The sequence below is a fragment of the Streptomyces sp. NPDC101191 genome, assembly GCF_044767915.1.
Taxonomy (GTDB): domain Bacteria; phylum Actinomycetota; class Actinomycetes; order Streptomycetales; family Streptomycetaceae; genus Streptomyces.
Window position 1 is genome coordinate 432,838 of the sequence record NZ_JBIWOU010000004.1, and the last position, 14,914, is coordinate 447,751.

Annotated in this window: 11 protein-coding genes and 1 tRNA gene; 4 read left to right on the top strand and 8 right to left on the bottom strand. The window is 72.9% G+C overall.

Annotated elements, in window-relative coordinates; translation table 11 throughout:
* Positions 1-196 precede the first annotated feature (196 nt).
* From lysA to ACIRQF_RS18610, 3 genes are all read right to left on the bottom strand, one after another.
* Positions 197-1,588 carry a diaminopimelate decarboxylase gene (gene lysA / locus ACIRQF_RS18600; RefSeq protein ID WP_382480429.1) on the bottom strand — a complete coding sequence of 464 codons (1,392 nt, stop codon included), beginning with the start codon at positions 1,586-1,588 and terminating at the stop codon, positions 197-199.
* Positions 1,589-1,600: 12 nt separating this feature from the next.
* Complete coding sequence (nrtL, locus tag ACIRQF_RS18605) at positions 1,601-2,644, bottom strand: ArgS-related anticodon-binding protein NrtL (RefSeq protein WP_376632420.1); 1,044 nt, start codon at positions 2,642-2,644, stop codon at positions 1,601-1,603.
* A gap of 235 nt (positions 2,645-2,879) precedes the next feature.
* Positions 2,880-3,413, bottom strand: a complete 534-nt coding sequence (locus ACIRQF_RS18610) for a response regulator (RefSeq protein ID WP_389752687.1) — start codon at positions 3,411-3,413, stop codon at positions 2,880-2,882.
* Positions 3,414-3,581: 168 nt separating this feature from the next.
* On the opposite strand from ACIRQF_RS18610, the gene ACIRQF_RS18615 reads away from it, so the two are divergent.
* Positions 3,582-3,653 (top strand) — tRNA-Arg (locus ACIRQF_RS18615).
* A 256-nt stretch (positions 3,654-3,909) separates the two neighbouring features.
* On the opposite strand, the gene ACIRQF_RS18620 is transcribed toward ACIRQF_RS18615, so the two are convergent.
* From ACIRQF_RS18620 to ACIRQF_RS18640, 5 genes are all read right to left on the bottom strand, one after another.
* Positions 3,910-4,332 (bottom strand): hypothetical protein, encoded by a 423-nt coding sequence (locus ACIRQF_RS18620; protein WP_404093352.1) that lies wholly within the window; start codon positions 4,330-4,332, stop codon positions 3,910-3,912.
* Between the two features lie 145 nt (positions 4,333-4,477).
* Entirely contained in the window at positions 4,478-4,882 is a 405-nt protein-coding gene (locus ACIRQF_RS18625; protein WP_404093354.1) for a hypothetical protein, read from the bottom strand.
* Positions 4,883-5,217: 335 nt separating this feature from the next.
* Entirely contained in the window at positions 5,218-6,834 is a 1,617-nt protein-coding gene (locus ACIRQF_RS18630) for a M4 family metallopeptidase (protein ID WP_404093357.1), read from the bottom strand.
* A 482-nt stretch (positions 6,835-7,316) separates the two neighbouring features.
* A complete protein-coding gene (locus ACIRQF_RS18635; protein ID WP_404093359.1) occupies positions 7,317-8,384 on the bottom strand; it encodes a 4'-phosphopantetheinyl transferase family protein in 1,068 nt (355 codons plus the stop codon).
* A 327-nt stretch (positions 8,385-8,711) separates the two neighbouring features.
* Positions 8,712-9,869: a Ku protein gene (locus tag ACIRQF_RS18640; protein WP_404093362.1), complete on the bottom strand. Its 1,158-nt coding sequence runs from the start codon at positions 9,867-9,869 to the stop codon at positions 8,712-8,714.
* Between the two features lie 69 nt (positions 9,870-9,938).
* Here ACIRQF_RS18640 and ligD point away from each other — a divergent pair, with 69 nt between their 5' ends.
* From ligD to ACIRQF_RS18655, 3 genes are all read left to right on the top strand, one after another.
* Positions 9,939-10,925: a non-homologous end-joining DNA ligase gene (gene ligD, locus ACIRQF_RS18645; RefSeq protein ID WP_404093364.1), complete on the top strand. Its 987-nt coding sequence runs from the start codon at positions 9,939-9,941 to the stop codon at positions 10,923-10,925.
* Complete coding sequence (locus ACIRQF_RS18650; RefSeq protein ID WP_404093366.1) at positions 10,922-12,061, top strand: DNA ligase; 1,140 nt, start codon at positions 10,922-10,924, stop codon at positions 12,059-12,061. Before ligD ends, ACIRQF_RS18650 begins: the two co-directional genes overlap by 4 nt.
* A 679-nt stretch (positions 12,062-12,740) precedes the next feature.
* Positions 12,741-14,834, top strand: a complete 2,094-nt coding sequence (locus tag ACIRQF_RS18655) for a PBS lyase (protein ID WP_404093369.1) — start codon at positions 12,741-12,743, stop codon at positions 14,832-14,834.
* Positions 14,835-14,914 lie beyond the last annotated feature (80 nt).

Sequence of the window (14,914 nt, forward strand, 5' to 3'; positions counted from 1 at the left end):
CCTCGTCTCTCGCACGACTCGACCTCGTAGACCACGTGGCTCTACGGTCGCTTTTCCACGGTCCCCGGGGGCGGAGCACCTCCGCTTTCCCCACGATGGGAACCAGTCTCACTCACCGGACGTCCGATTCCGCCTTGAGTCCGGATCGTGAGACATGAATTCCATCACTCGACTATTGCATCACTCGACTATTTCGTCACCCGACGTCGAGACGCAGGAGATCTTCCTCCGTCTCACGCCGCACGATGACCCGCGCCTCGCCGTCCCGTACGGCCACCACGGGCGGACGCAGCGCGTGGTTGTAGTTGCTCGCCATGGAGCGGCAGTACGCGCCGGTGGCCGGCACGGCGATGAGGTCGCCGGGCGCCACGTCGGCGGGCAGGAACGCGTCTCGCACGATGATGTCGCCGCTCTCGCAGTGCTTGCCGACGACACGGGACAGCATGGGCTCCGCGTCACTCGTGCGGGAGACCAGGGCGACGCTGTACTCGGCGTCGTAGAGAGCGGTGCGGATGTTGTCCGACATGCCGCCGTCGACGGAGACGTACGTGCGCAGCCCCTCCAGCGGCTTGATCGTCCCCACCTCGTACAGCGTGAAGGCGGTGGGCCCGACGATGGCACGCCCGGGCTCGACGGAGATCCGCGGCGTGCGCAGCCCGGCGGCCTCGCACTCCCGCGTCACGATCTCGGTCAGCGCCTTGGCGATGTGGTGCGGCTCGCGGGGGTCGTCCTCGCTCGTGTACGCGATCCCGAGCCCGCCGCCCAGGTCGATCTCGGGCAGCTCGACCCCGTGCTCGTCCCGCACCTCGGCGAGCAGCTGCACGACGCGCCGGGCGGACACCTCGAAGCCGGCCATGTCGAAGATCTGCGAACCGATGTGGGAGTGGATGCCGATGAGCTCCAGCCCGTCCAGGGACAGCGCCCGCCGCACCGCCTCGGCGGCCTGCCCGCCGGCGAGGGCGATACCGAACTTCTGGTCCTCGTGGGCGGTGGCGATGAACTCGTGCGTGTGCGCCTCGACGCCGACGGTCACCCGGATCTGCACCCGCTGCCGCTTCCCGAGCGACTGGGCGATGTGCGCGACCCGGACGATCTCCTGGAAGGAGTCGAGCACGATCCGCCCGACACCGGCCTCGACGGCCCGCCGGATCTCGTCCGCGGACTTGTTGTTCCCGTGGAAGGCGATGCGCTCGGCCGGCATGCCGGCGGACAGCGCCGTGGAGAGCTCGCCACCCGAACAGACGTCGAGGTTCAGCCCCTCCTCCTCGAGCCACCGGACGACGGCCCGCGAGAGGAACGCCTTCCCCGCGTAGAACACGTCGGCGTCCTGGCCGAAGGCCTCCGCCCAGGCACGGCAGCGGGCACGGAAGTCGTCCTCGTCGAGGAAGTAGGCGGGCGTGCCGAACTGCTCGCGCAGCGCGGTGACGGGCATCCCGCCGACGGTCACGACCCCGTCCTGGTCGCGCCGCACGGTCCGTGCCCAGACCTTGGGGTCGAGACGGTTGAGGTCGGCCGGCGGGGCGGAGTAGTGCCCCTCGGGAAGGACGTCGGCGTGACGGGGCCCGGCGGGGTGTGCGGAACGGCTCATGGTCTGCGTCTTTCAGATCTGGTCGGGAGCGCTGATGCCGAGCAGGGAGAGGCCACCGGCGAGCACCGTCCCGGCGGCTTCGGCGAGCGCGAGCCGGGAACGGTGGGCGGCCGAGGGTTTCTCGTCGCCGAGGGGCAGAACGGTGTGCTGGAACGCGAGAAGCGCGTCGGCGACGGCCTCCAGCTGCCGGGCGACCCGGTCGGGGGCGCGCAGGCGGGCTGCGGTGACGAGGACGGTGGGGTGGTCGCCGAGGAGGGCGGTGAGCTCCGGCGCGTCGACGGCCTGCAGCGGCTCGCTCCGGAACCCGAGCTGTGCGGCGTTCACCGTCAGGCACCTGGCGCGGGCGTGTGCGTAGCGCACGCGGAACAGGGAATTGCGCTCGTGCTGGTGGAGCAGCTCGCCGGTGAGCCCGGCGCGGTCGTGCGCGGCGACGGAGAGCAGCCCCCAGCGGGCCGCGTCGACGCCGAAGCGCCGGTGCAGCTCGGCGGCTTCGTACGGCACGGGCAGAGGGGCGATGGTGGTGGCGAGGCGACCACGGGCGTACCCGACGTCGGTCCGCGCGTGGAGCAGGCCCCACTCGGGATCGATGGCGTCCTCGCAGGCCACCCGCACGGGATGCCCCTGGGAGACGAGGAGCCGGCGCACGGCGTCGGCGGTGACGGCGGCGCGGACGTCGGAGCGATGGACGGGCTGCACGGGCTCGCCGCCGGAAGGCAGGTGCCCGTACCGCTGACCGTCCCGGAGGACGGCCCGCACGAGGCTCTGCTGCGCGTCGAGCCGGAGCGTGAAGTTGAGGAACCCGGGCCCGGTGATCTCGACCCCGTCGAGGCCGGGGTGCGGGAGGAGCCGCTCGACGAGGACCTCCGCGACCTGGCGCGGGGTCGAGCCGGCGGCCCGGGCGAGCACGAGCGCGACATTGCTGGCGTAGTCGCCGACACCACCCGGCCGGGGCCGTTCGACCTTGACCCGCGGGGGCACGTCGACGAGCAGCGCACCCTCGTCAACCGCACGGCGCACGGCGTGCAGCACGGTGAGGGAGAGGTCCGCGGGGGTCACGGGACCAGCCTAGGGGAGGAGGGGGGTACGAACGCGAACCGGTTTCGGCATGTGGGCGCTGGGGCCCTCCCTGTCGCCGGTTGCCCCGCTGCCCGCCCCCAGGCCGACGAACCAGAGGGAGCGTAAGGGGAAGCGGGAGAGGGACAGAGCGCGCCGAGGCCATTGCCCCTCCTCGACGGCTACCACCACAGCTACTACCCCGGCAGAGCACGTGGACTAGAGGACGGAGCGGCAACTAGGAGGGCTCGCGACGCGGAAGCCCACTCCCGGTGGTACTGCCGGCGCCGGCCCCGTGGGGGCCGTTGCTCCTGCCGTCGTGTCCGCCGTCGCGTCTGTCATCTGCTGCGGGCGGCTCGTCGCCGGGGTCCTGCCCGGCGGCGCCGTCACGACGCCCGCGCCGTTCGCGGTGCAGGAGCTGGCGCACGACGCGGACGAGCTCGGCCGGCTCGAAGGGCTTGGCAAGGAACGCGTCGACCCCGGAGACCCCGCCGCCACCGTCCGTCTCGTACTCGGTGCAGGCGCTGATGATCGCCACCGGCAGATGGCTGGTCCGAGGGTCGGACCGCAGACGTGCGGCGGTCCTCAACCCGTCCAGCCGGGGCATGACGACATCGAGGGTGACGACATCAGGACAGACGTCATGCACGACATCCAGACACTCGGCACCATCGGCCGCGGTCACCACCTCGAACCCCTCGAGTTCGAGATTGACCCTGATCAGCTGGCGGATCACCCGGTTGTCATCGACAACCAGCACCCGCCCGGACATGCCCGACACACGTCGAGAGTAGGTCGGCGGGAGGGGCCGCGTCCGGCTTTTGCCCACTTCTGACCCGTGCGAGGGAACGGCCCCTTGGTGACGCCACGGAAATACCTGTTCACAGGCACCCTCACCGAGCTGGTAGGGTTCTACCCGTCGCCGCCGAACGCGGCGGACGCCCCCGTAGCTCAGGGGATAGAGCAACGGCCTCCGGAGCCGTGTGCGCAGGTTCGAATCCTGCCGGGGGCACTTCGCAGGAAGTGCCTAAAGACCCCGTGATCAGCGGAAACGCTGAGTGCGGGGTCTTGTTATATGTGCGGGCGTGTGGCGCGATGAGCGGCCGTTTGTCGGGGCCTGTCGGAGACCGGACCTCTATGGGCAGGGCCCTCAAGGCAGCCAGCCTCCACGAGTAGTCAGGAAGTCGGCGGCCAGGCCCTCTTCCGAACGCGCCTGGGTATTCCGGCCGGGCCACCGGCGAGGGGCTCGAGCCGTGTCGGTCCAGTCGTCAGTCGGCGGTCATCCCCCAGTACCCGATCAGGGCGGGGCGGCCGTCGCGGTACAGCACCGTGCAGTTTCCCTGGGCCCGGTTCGGGAAGGTCAGGCGGCCTGTGTCGAGGGCTCTGTCCCATTCTTCCTGGGTGGGGTGGCCGCCCGGGGACCAGGCGCGTATCTCGCCGTCCGTCAGCGGACGCATGAACGGGCCGTCGTCGTCGTCCGTGGCATCGATCATCGCGGGGAAGTCGAGCACCGAAGCCGTGCCGCCGGTGAAGACGTACTCGTGCCAGTCCTCGTCGCGCCACAGGTCCTCGACGGAGCGTCCTTCGAAGCCGTGGTCGTCCGCCGCCAGGCTCTCTTCCTGGGCCTGGCGGAAGGCAGCCGCCAGATCGGGCTGGTACGGGCCCGTCTGCATCCACGCGTTGCCGCCCATCTCTGCCTCTCCCCACTGCAACCGTCCGGGTCGAAGCGCAGCGTAGGGGTCGGCACTGACAGTCATCCCGTTCGCCCGATCAGCCGGTCGGGGCAGCCGGACGGCGTTCGGCTCCAGCTGCCCCGGGCGGCTGCGGCCGCTTCGGTCAGTGCGAGGGGGACGACGGGGGTACCGGGAGGGGGCTGATGCCGGGTTCGTAGCGGGCTCGGAGGTAGACGCGGGTGCGGTCCGGGGCGTACTCGTGGGCGTACAGGCTGACGCAGCGCCCGTCGGACGTGTCGTACGCGTCGGGCGAGCCGAACGGGTCCTCGGACGTGGGGGAAGGGGATCCGGTGGGCTTGTCCGGGCCACCGTCGCCCGTGGCGGGGCTCGGGCAGACGTAGCCGTAGCGGACGCCGTCCTTGAGGGTCTCCGGTTCCGGGAGGCCGAAGTGGGCGAAATCGTGGGGCTTGACGTCGGTCGCGGGTGCGGTGGGTTCCAGCCACTTGCTCTCCCCGTCCTTCCCCCGTCGTCGTGTGCGGTGGAGACATGGAGATCTGCGATCCGGCATCCCTCGTCCGTGATCCGTGACCCGTGACCCGTGACCCGTGATCCGCGACCCGTGACCCGTGACCCGTGATCCGTGACCCGTGATCCGTGACCCGCGACCCATGAACCTTCGGTCCACCGCCCACAAAGAGACTAACAATGCACAGGCCGACCCGCGCGTCACCGACATCCCGCACGGGCCGTTTCCCTGGCGGGAGTTGGGCGGCCGCCGGGTCACGCCGGGCGGCTCCCCTGGCTCGGGCCGGACGACGAAAGGGGCCGTGCTCGTCCGACCAGGACGGGCACGGCCCCGAGCTCACCCGGTGATCGGGTGACCTCGTCTCGCTTCCGCGAGCCTTACTTCACGTTGATCGCCGTCCACGCCGCCGCGACCGCGTTGTACTCGGCGCTGCCCGTGCCGTAGAGGTCCTTGGCCGCCGAGAGGGTGGCCGTGCGGGCACCGGAGTAGCCGGTGGAGGAGGTCATGTAGGTGGAGAGGGCCTTGTACCAGATCTTGTAGGCCTTCTGGCGGCCGATGCCCGTGACGGTGGAGCCGTCGTAGGTCGGCGAGTTGTAGGTGACGCCGTTGACCGTCTTCGTGCCGCTGCCCTCGGACAGCAGGAAGAAGAAGTGGTTGGCCGGGCCCGAGGAGTAGTGCACGTTCAGGCGGCCGACCGACTTCGACCAGTAGTCGGCGGACTGGCCGTCCTTGCTCGGCTTGTCCATGTAACGGAGCGGCGTGCCGTTGCCGTTGATGTCGATCTTCTCGCCGATGAGGTAGTCGCCGACGTCCGTGGAGTTGTTCGCGTAGAACTCCACCGCGGTGCCGAAGATGTCGGACGTCGCCTCGTTCAGGCCGCCGGACTCGCCGCTGTAGCGGAGGTTGGCGGTGGAGGAGGTCAGGCCGTGCGACATCTCGTGGCCGGCCACGTCGAGGGACGTGAGCGGGTGGGTGTTGCCGATGCCGTCGCCGTACGTCATGCAGAAGCAGCTGTCGTCCCAGAACGCGTTCACGTAGGCGCTGCCGTAGTGCACGCGGGAGTACGCGGCGACGCCGTCACCGCGGATGCCGTTGCGACCCAGCTCGTTCTTGTAGAAGTCCCACGTCACGGCCGCGCCGTAGTGGGCGTCCGCGGCCGCCGTCGCACGGTTGGATGCCAGGCCGTTGCCCCACGTGTCGGTGGAGTTGGTGAAGAGCGTGCCGGTGCCGGACGTGCCGCCGTTCAGGTCGTACGTCTTGTGGCCACCGCGGGCGGTGTCGGTGAGGGTGTACGAGGGGGCCGTACCGAGCGTCACCTGGCCGCCGTACATCGTGTTGCCGACGCCGGTCTCGATGGCCTCGTACGCGTACAGCTCCTTGCCGCTGTTGGCGTCCGTGATGACGTGGCGACGGCTCGGGGTGCCGTCGGCCTGCGTGCCGGTGACGACGGTCTCCCAGGCGAGGACCGGCTTGCCGGTGGCCGCCCAGATCACCTTGCGGGCGTCGGAGGCCTTGGGCGCCTTCGCGTCCGCCGAGGCGACCGCCGTCTTGGCGGCGGCCGACTCGGTGAGGGCCGGGGTCGTGCTGGCCACGGTTATACGGGCCTCGGTCGCCTTGGTGGTGGAGCGGGCGCCGTTCTTCTTCTCGTGCACGACGAGGTCGCCGCCGAGGACCGGCAGGCCCTCGTAGGTGCGCTCGTAGCGGGTGTGGACGGTGCCGTCCGCGTCCTTGACGACATCCCGGGCGACGAGCTTCTCCTGGCCGGAGAGGCCGATGGCCTTCGCGGTGCCGGCCGCTTCGGTCTGCGCCTCGTGGATGGCGGCGGCGCGCTGGCCGCCGGAGAGCACGAGCGCGGTCGCGCCCGCTTCACGCTGGGCATCGGCGTTGGCGGATCCGGTCTGGACTCCGACGACGACCATGGCGGCCGATGCGATCAGGGCGGCGGCGCGGGCGGTGGTGCGGGGGGTACGGCGCGAGGACTGCTGGCGGGTCACGCGGGCTCCTTCGCTGTTACGCGTGGGGGATCTGTGTGGGGGGTGGTGCGGGAGCGAGCGTGCCAGCGAGCAGGCCTGATTGACAGGTATGCAACAAGGATTTGACCGACAGTTGTCCGAAGGGCGACCAACTCCGTCCGCTATACGGCGAGCTGACCGCCTTGAGGGTCGTCGAGGGGTCCTATAGGGGTGGGGTAGGGACGTCGGCGAGGGTGCCGACGGGCATCGGGGAGAGTGTCGGCGGGCATCGGCGAGGCTGCCGGCGGGCTCCGCCGGGCCTTCTCGGAGCCTGCGCGCGGTCTCCCCGAAGCCGCCTCGAGATCTCCCCGGGGTCGACCCGCATTCTCGTCGGAACCTCCTCCGCGGGGGCGGGCGCGGAGGGGCGGCGCATGGGTTGCGGGGAGGCGGTGGCGCCTTCCTGAACGTGATTAGTTCATCCCGTTTTACGGCTTAACGGCCTTGGGTCGGCGTTCGGTTGGGTCCTACGTGCCGATGCCCGTGTCGCCCGAGGCGGCGAGCGCGTCGAGGGAGAGGCGGTGCAGGGCGGGCGGCTCGGCTTCCGAACCCGGGGAGTTCAGGGCCACCGCGCCGTGGTGGGCATGGCCGCAGGGGAGGTCGTGGAGGGTCCAACCGGCCGGGTGGCGGGGCGGGGGCGGGGGCGGGGTCCACGCCCCGGTCCCGGCCCCGGGCGCGGCCCCGGCCCCGGGCGTGGTCCAGGGGCGGGGCGTGGTCCCGGGCGCGGGCGCGGTCGGGAGGCGGGTCGCGGGCGCGGGCGCAGGCACGGTCGGGAGGCGAGGCGCGGTCGCGGGCGCAGGCACGGTCGGGAGGCGAGGCGCGGTCGCGGGCGCAGGCGCGGCCCAGGGGCGGGGCGCGGTCGGCTCCAGCATTGCCCGGGTCGGCTCCCGCGTTGCGTCGGCAGGCTCCTGCGGTCCCTCCGGGGCTTCGCCCACCTCCGGTGCGCCGCCGCCGACGTAGTCGAGGTGGGGCGCGCGGCCCAGGCCCGTACCCAGGCCCTTCAGGTACGCCTCCTTGCGTGCCCATATGCGGCCGAACGCGGCGGCCCGCCCGGTCGGTTCTCCCGCCGGGCCTCCTGCCGCGTCCCCCGCCGCCTCGATCTCCGCCCGCTCCAAGGGGTGCAGTACGGACAGCAGCTCCTCTACCGCCGTCGGCTCCGGGCGCAGTTCGACGTCCGCGCCGACCGGGACAGGCGCGGTCGCGATCAGGATCCGGCCCCGGGTGTGCGACAGCGAGAAGTGCAGCGGCGGTACGGAGAGGGACGCCGCGTCCAGTGCCGGGCGGCCGTGCGGAGCCCCGCAGCAGGGGCACGGCTCCCGCGTGAAGACCAGGTCCTCGGGTCGTACGTCGTGGAGTTCGGCGAGCACGGTGCGCAGTACCACGTGGGCCGTGATGTACAGCGCCCGGTCGGCGGCACGGACGAATGCGGCGGCGCGCTCGCGTTCTCGCGCGTCGAGGACGGAGGCGTCGAGCCGGGCGACCAGGGCGGCGTCACGCGTCTCATCGAGGTCCAGGAGCCAGGCGTCGGCCTGCATCGGTCGGTGTCCTCCGGCTGTCCCGTGGGCGGTGGTCGCGGCGGCGTGTCCGTGGCGGTGATCCATGACGGCGGTCCGTGGGGGCGGTCCGTGGGCCTGGTCCGCACCTGCGGGCAGCCCTGACCGTACACGTGTGCCCAACCGAGGGGGCGGAAAAGGCGACGCCTCCCTCGACGTTACGGCTTCACACCGTCACCGCCCCACCGCGTCGCGCCCCGCCACGTCACCGCATCGCGCCATCACCACGTCACCACACCGCCGCGTAGCGACATCACCACACGACCGCGCCACCACGCCACCACGTCACCACGTCACCACGTCACCACGTCACGCCGAACGCTTGCGCGGAGTCGCCTTCTTCTGCGTCTGGGACTTGGCCGGCTGCTTCTTCGCCGTCGTGGCCTTCTTCGCCTGCGTCTTCTCCGGCGTCTTCTTCGCCGTCGCCTTCTTCGCCGTCGACTTCGTTGCGGTCGTCTTCGTTGCGGTCGTCTTCGTCGTCGCCGGTGTCGTCGACTTCGCCGTCTTCGCCGTCTTCGCGGTCGACTTCCGGGCCGGCGCCGCCGTCTTCTTCGCGGCCGTCCGCGCCGTGGACTTCTTCGCGCCCGTCTCCTTCGGCACCGCGGCCGCCGTTCTCTTACGAGGTCGCAGCTCGGTGACCTCGGCCTCCGACGCCTCCCTCGCCTCCGACGCCCCCGCCTTCTCGCCGCGGGCCTCCTTGGCCGCCCGTACGCTGCTCTCCAGAGCCGCCATCAGGTCGATGACCTGTCCTCCGCCGCCCGTCTCCGGCTCCGCCGGGGCGACGCCCGCGCCGCCCTCGGCCTTCGCGGCGATCATCTCCTCCACGGCCTCGCGGTAGTCGTCGTGGAGCGAGTCGATGTCGACCTCGCCGAGCGTGGCCATCAGGGCGTCCGCCAGGTCGAGTTCGGCCTCGCGCACGGTCACCTGGGTCTCTGGCGCCACACCCTCCGGCGCGCGGATCTCGTCCGGCCAGAGCAGTCCGTGCATGGCGATGACGTCGTCCACGACCCGCAGCATCCCGAGCCGCTCGCGCCCGCGCAGGGCGTACTTCGCCACGGCCACCTTGTCGCTTCGCTTCAGCGCCTCGCGCAGCAGGGTGTACGGCTTGGCGGCGGGCACCCCGTTGGCGGAGAGGTAGTAGGCGGCGTCCATCTGGAGCGGGTCGATCTCGCCGGCCCCCACGAAGGCCACGATCTCGATCGTCTTCGCCGTCGGCAGCGGCAGGGCGGCCAGGTCCTCGTCGGTGATCGGAATCATGGTCCCGTCGGCGTCCTCGTACGCCTTGCCGATCTCCGCCTGGGTGACCTCCTCCCCGTCCAGCTCGCACACCTTCTTGTAGCGGATGCGCCCGCCGTCCTCGATGTGGATCTGCCGGAACGAGACCGAGTGGCTCTCGGTGGCGTTGACCAGCTTGATCGGGATGCTGACCAGCCCGAAGGATATGGCCCCGTTCCAGATGGATCGCACGATTCATCCCCTTTCACGGGATTTGCCGGGTTCACGCCAGATGTACGGGAATCATGGGATTCTCATCGTATGACGCCCATCACAGAGGTGGAGGGGCGGCGCCTTGCGCTCAGCAACCTGGACAAGGTCCTCCACCCGGCCACCGGCACCACCAAGGGCGAGCTCCTGCACTACTACGCGACCGTCGGGGCCGCGATCCTGCCTCATCTGCGCGACCGCCCGGTGTCCTTCCTGCGCTACCCGGACGGCCCGGACGGGCAGCTCTTCTTCACCAAGAACCCGCCGCCCGGCACCCCCACCTGGGTGAACACCACCCCCGTGCCCCGCTCCGACGCCCCCCGCGCCCGGCAGGTCGTGATCCAGGACCTGCCCTCCCTGATGTGGGCGGCGAACCTCGTCGTCGAGTTCCACACCCCGCAGTGGCGCGAGGACTCCCCCGCCGTCGCCGACCGGCTGGTCCTGGACCTGGACCCGGGCCCGCCCGCGACCGTCGTCGAATGCTGCCGGGTCGCCCTCCACCTGCGGGAACGCCTCGCCGCCGACGGTCTCACGGCCTACGCGAAGACCTCCGGGTCCAAGGGTGTGCACCTCCTCGTACCCCTGGTACCGACCCCCTCCGACCAGGTCTCCGCCTACGCGCGCCGGCTCGCCGTCGAGGCGGAGGCCGCGCTGCCGCGACTCGTCGTGCACCGGATGGCGAAGGCCCTGCGGCCGGGCAAAGTCTTCGTCGACCACAGCCAGAACGCCGCCGCGAAGACCACCGCCACCCCGTACACCCTGCGGGCCCGCCGGTTGCCGACCGTCTCCGCACCGGTCACCTGGGACGAGGTCCGGGAGGCCGCGGAGGCGGGCAGCGGAGGGAAGGGCCGGAGCGGAGGGAGCGACGGCAAGCGCGCGGGTGCGGCCGCCTCGGCTGGTGCGGCACGGGCCACCGCGGGGGGCGGCGCTCCCGACCCGCTCGTGTTCCTCATGGACGACATCGCGCCACGTCTGGAGACGTACGGCGAGCTGCTCGCCCCGCTCTTCGACCCGGACGCGGCGGGGGTCCTGCCGTGACACCCCCGGCCGGCGGACGGAACGCGGGCTCCGGCACGGACCCGGCCGTCGTCCTGCGGCCGCCCCTGGAGGTCATGCGGCCGAAGGCCGTCGACGAGATGCCCCGGCAGGGGAGCACCCGCGGCGGCTTCCAGTACTCCCTCAAGCTCGACGGCTTCCGCGCGCTCGCCTTCGTCCTCGACGACGGCCGGGTCTTCCTCCAGTCCCGGAACCGGCGCGACCTGGCCCCCGAGTTCCCCGGCATCGCCGCCTACCTGGGCGAGGCCCTGCCACCGGGGATCGTCCTGGACGGCGAACTCTGCGCCTACCGCGACGGGCGGCTCAGCTTCACCGACCTCCTCCGCTCCCACCGCGAGCGCGAGCGGGCCGGGGTTCCCGTCTCCTACATCGCCTTCGACCTGCTCGCCCTCCCCGGCCACGACCTCCGCGGCCGTCCCCTCCGCGAACGCTGGGCGCTCCTCGGCACCGCCCTCGACGGGACCGGCCCCCCGCTCCAGCGGGTGCTCGCCACCGATGACGAGCAGACCGCCCGGGAGTGGTTCGGCGCGCTGCGGGACGCAGGGGTCGAGGGGGTCGTGGCCAAGGCCTGGGACTCGACGTACCGGCCGGGCCACACCTGGTCCTGGCGGAAGGTCCGCCACGCGGACACCGAAGACGCCCTGCTGGTAGGGGTGTTCGGGCCGCCCGGCCGTCCGCACGCCGTGCTCGTACGGCTGGCGGACGGGCGCGCCCTGCGGACCGCCCCGCGGCTGACCGGACCGCAGGCCCGCGAGGTCGCCGAGTTCGCGGCGGACCGGCTCGCGGCCGAACCGGTGAACGACCCCGAGCACGGACCCGTACGCCCGCTCACCGACCCGCTGCCCGTCGAGGTCCGGCTGATCCGCACCCGCCAGGACGTCGCACGGTTCGTACGCGTACGGGAGGAGACGCCGGAGACGGAGGAGATCGACGGTCCGAGCGACGGTGGCCCGGAAGCCGAACCCAAGCCCGAACCCGGCGCCGCCGACCCCCACGACCCCGACCCCCACGACCGCGACCCCGATCCCCACGACCACGACCCCGACCCCCACGACCACGACCACGACCTCCGCAAACGCCACCGCGGCGACTCCGCCCCCCATGAAGGCGCCGCCTGACACCGACAGCCCACGGTCGCGCCCCACGGGCGGACCCGCCCGCCACACGGCGCGCAACCCCGGCCGGCCCGCCCCGCCACACCCCCCTCAACCCAGGCCGGGCCGCCCCGCCACACCCCCCCTCAACCCAGGCCGGCCCGCCCCGCCACACCCCCGCGCTACCCCGACCCGCACAACCCGCCAGACACCACGCAACCCGACCCGCCCGCCCCGTCCGACCGGCGCCCCCTCCCCCGCGCCCCGACCGACCGGCGCACCCTCATCCCCCGCGCCCCGCCCGACCGGCGCACCCCCTCCTCCGCGCCCCGCCATACACGCCCCCGCCCCCTCCTCGTATGCGAACGCGCCCCTCGGCCGGATCTCGACTCCTCCTCCCCTCCGCTCCGTTCAGGACAAACTCCCTGTGTGCCCACCGCGGGAGCCCCTCCCCGCGCCCCGGCGCGCAAGTGCCCATGTCCGCCGTGCGATCGCCGGGCCGGGGACCCCTGGCAGGGGCGCCGCGGGGGCCCCGGAAGGGCGGGGCGGGGGCCGGCCGGGGCCCCCGGCGTACCCGCGCGTGGCGCAAAGCGTGCGGCCGCGCGGGGGTTTCGGGACCGCGTCCGGCAGGCAGGGCCTTGTTGCCCTTGCGCTGGTGCACACTTGCTGCCTGGTACAGCGCTCACGGGGAAGGCGGTCGGGCATGCTGACGGGGATCGAGGAGGTCGACTGGGCCTCGTTGGGGCATGCGTACGGCCCCGCGGACGACGTTCCGGAGCTGTTGCAGGGACTCGCCTCCGACGACCCCGCCGAACGCGAGAACGCCCTCGACGGGATGTACGGCGCGGTGCACCACCAGGGCGACGTGTACGACTCGACGCTGGCCTGCATCCCCTTCCTCCTCGAACTCGTCGCCGACCCCACGGTCCAGGACCGGGGCGGCATCGTCGAGTTACTCACCAGCATCGGCGGGATCGACCTGTGCGGTGACGAGGAGCTGGACGAACTCGACCCGGACGACGCCGATTTCATCCCGGCGGCGAACTACGCGATGGCCGCCGCCGCGGTCGCGGCCGGCGCCGACGTCTTCTTCGACCTCGTCGACGACCCCGACCCCGAGGTGCGGCTCGCGGCGCCCTGCGCGCTGGCCTCGCTGCACTACGAACCGGCGCGGGTGCTCGACCTGCTGCGCGAGCGGCTCACGGTCGAGAGGGACACCGAGGTGCGGCTCGCGCTCGTCGCCGCCGTGGGCCGGATCGCCCTGCGCCACGAGTCGCTGCGCGCCCAGATCGTCGACTGGCTGGACTGGCTGTCCCGGGCGGCGCAGGCACCGGGGCTCCGGCTCGCGGCGCTCGCCCAGCTCGCCCGGTGCGCGCCCGCGGCCATCCCGATGGACGTGGTGGATCGGGTGACCGTCCTGCTCGACGAGGTCCGCACCACGCCGCGGGACCGGCCCGTCGAGACGCCCAGGGCGGCCGCCCCGACGCTGATCGGACAGGTCCGCGAGCTCCTGGAGGAGCACTCGGCGGGCCGCCCCACCCCCTGGACGGAGGAACTGCTCCGTACGTTGCACGGCGCCCTCGACGACCGGGTCGACGACCGCATCGCGCTCATCGTGGCCCAGCTGCGCAGCCCCGACTGGGGGCAGCGTTCGGACGCGATCTGGCTGTGCGGGGGTCTGATACGGGTCTGGCGCGGGCGCTACGACGAGGTCGTGCGGCTCGTCGGGGCGCAGCTGAGCGACCCGGAGCCGCGGCTGCGGGAGGCGGCCACGTCCTTCCTGGAGCGTCTGTTCGAGCTGGGCGGTCCGGCCGCGGACGCGCTCGCCGTACGGCTGGCCACGTCGCCCGCCGGGCCGCTGGGCCTGCCGGCCCCGGGCGCACGGGCCGGCCGGGGCGGGGCGCTGCTCGCGCTCGCCCGCTCGGGCGACGCCCGCGCCGTCCCGCTGCTCGCGCGGGCCCTGGAGGAGGAGCGGGAGGTACGGCGGGAGCTGCTGTACGCGGTGGACGCGCTCGGGCCGGCCGCGCTGCCGCTGGCGCCGCTGCTGCGGCGCAGGCTCGCGGAGGTGGAGCTCGACGACCTGCTGTACGACCGGGCGGCGCCGTTGCTCTTCGCGCTGGCGGCGGTCCGGGGCACCCAGGCGCTGCCGGAGGTGCTGCGGGTGCTGCGCGGGGCGCCGTCGAACCGGCAGGACTGGGTGCGTGAGGCGTGTCTGCGCACGCTCGCGGCGTTCGGGCCGGTGGCCCGGGAGGCGCTGCCGGAGGCGCGGCGGCTGCTCGGCTCGGACTCGGCGGCGGTGTCCGCGATGGCGGCGCGGGCCGTGTGGTCGCTGGACGGTTCGCTCACGGAGGCCCTCGGCGCCCTGGAGCGGTGGCTGCGGCCGGGGGCGACGGGCGTGGAGTGGTGCGCGGCGGCGCAGGCGCTGGGCGCGATCGGGCCGGCGGCGGCGGAGGCGGCCCCGGCCCTGCGGGCGGGCCTGGGCGCCCGGGACCTGTGGGTGCGGGTGCGTTCGGCGGCGGCGCTGTGGCGGGTCGCCGGGGACGCCGGTCCCGTGCTTCCGGTGCTGCTGGCGGCCTGGGAGGAGAACCGGCACGCCCGGGTGGCGGTGGCGGAGTGCCTCGCGGAGATGGGTTCGGCGGCGGCCGCGGCCGAACCCGCGATCCGTGCGGAGCTGGCCCGCTCCCGTCGCCACAACGCACGCGAGGACGGCGCCGGCTCGCACGACGTCCATGACGACGAGAAGCTCCTCACCCTGTGCCGGGCGGCACTGTCCCAGATGGAGCGGCACGGGTTCTGACGGATCGGGTGGGTGTGGGGGGAGGGGCGGCGGCCCCTCCCCCCACACGCGTATATCCACACCCGGGCGGCTGCGGAACG